Source organism: Pseudomonas sp. AC463 (assembly GCF_979253585.1).
The window spans coordinates 1-515 of the sequence record NZ_CEEDDZ010000087.1 but is presented as its reverse complement, the minus strand read 5'-3'; the positions used below and the strand labels follow the sequence as shown (position 1 = coordinate 515).

The following is a 515-nucleotide window of genomic DNA, read 5'->3' as shown; positions in this document are numbered from 1 at the left end:
ATTTTGCCGTTGATGGTACGTCGGTCACGCTTGAGCGCCGTGTCCGCGCTGTTCTGCTCGCGCCGGAACATCTGGCCCAGCAGGCGATCGAACATCAGCACCGCATCGTCGGTGAGCGTCACTATGGTTTCAAGTATGGTCGCCACCAATGTGGCGCGACGCCGTGTCGCTTGCAGCGTCCGAACGTGCTGCGCGGTCAGCCGCGCACCCTCCTGGCACAGGCGTCGCAGGCGTTCGGGATGTACGCCTGCGGCGATATCGGGATCGATCCCGATCGCTCGAAGCAGTGTCAATCGCTCGATGATGGCGGCAAACGTCTTGCGGCCCGGCTTGCCGGGTGGTTGCCGCACCCAGGCCAGATCGCTCTGGTTCGTGCCGGCATGAGGCAAAAGAAGGGCGTCGAGCAGTTGGCGTTGCCCGGCGTCCAGTCCTCGGGTGAGATGCTCGGCAACATGGCGTTCGGCATCGAGCAACGCCTAGGCGACCATCCGCTCGACGGAACTGATGCCCGGCAC

The 515-nt window shown here is 64.3% G+C and carries 1 pseudogene; it reads right to left on the bottom strand.

The window, feature by feature from the left end:
• Positions 1 to 515: pseudogene (locus tag AC0IYH_RS29200) on the bottom strand (Tn3 family transposase); the annotation flags it as partial.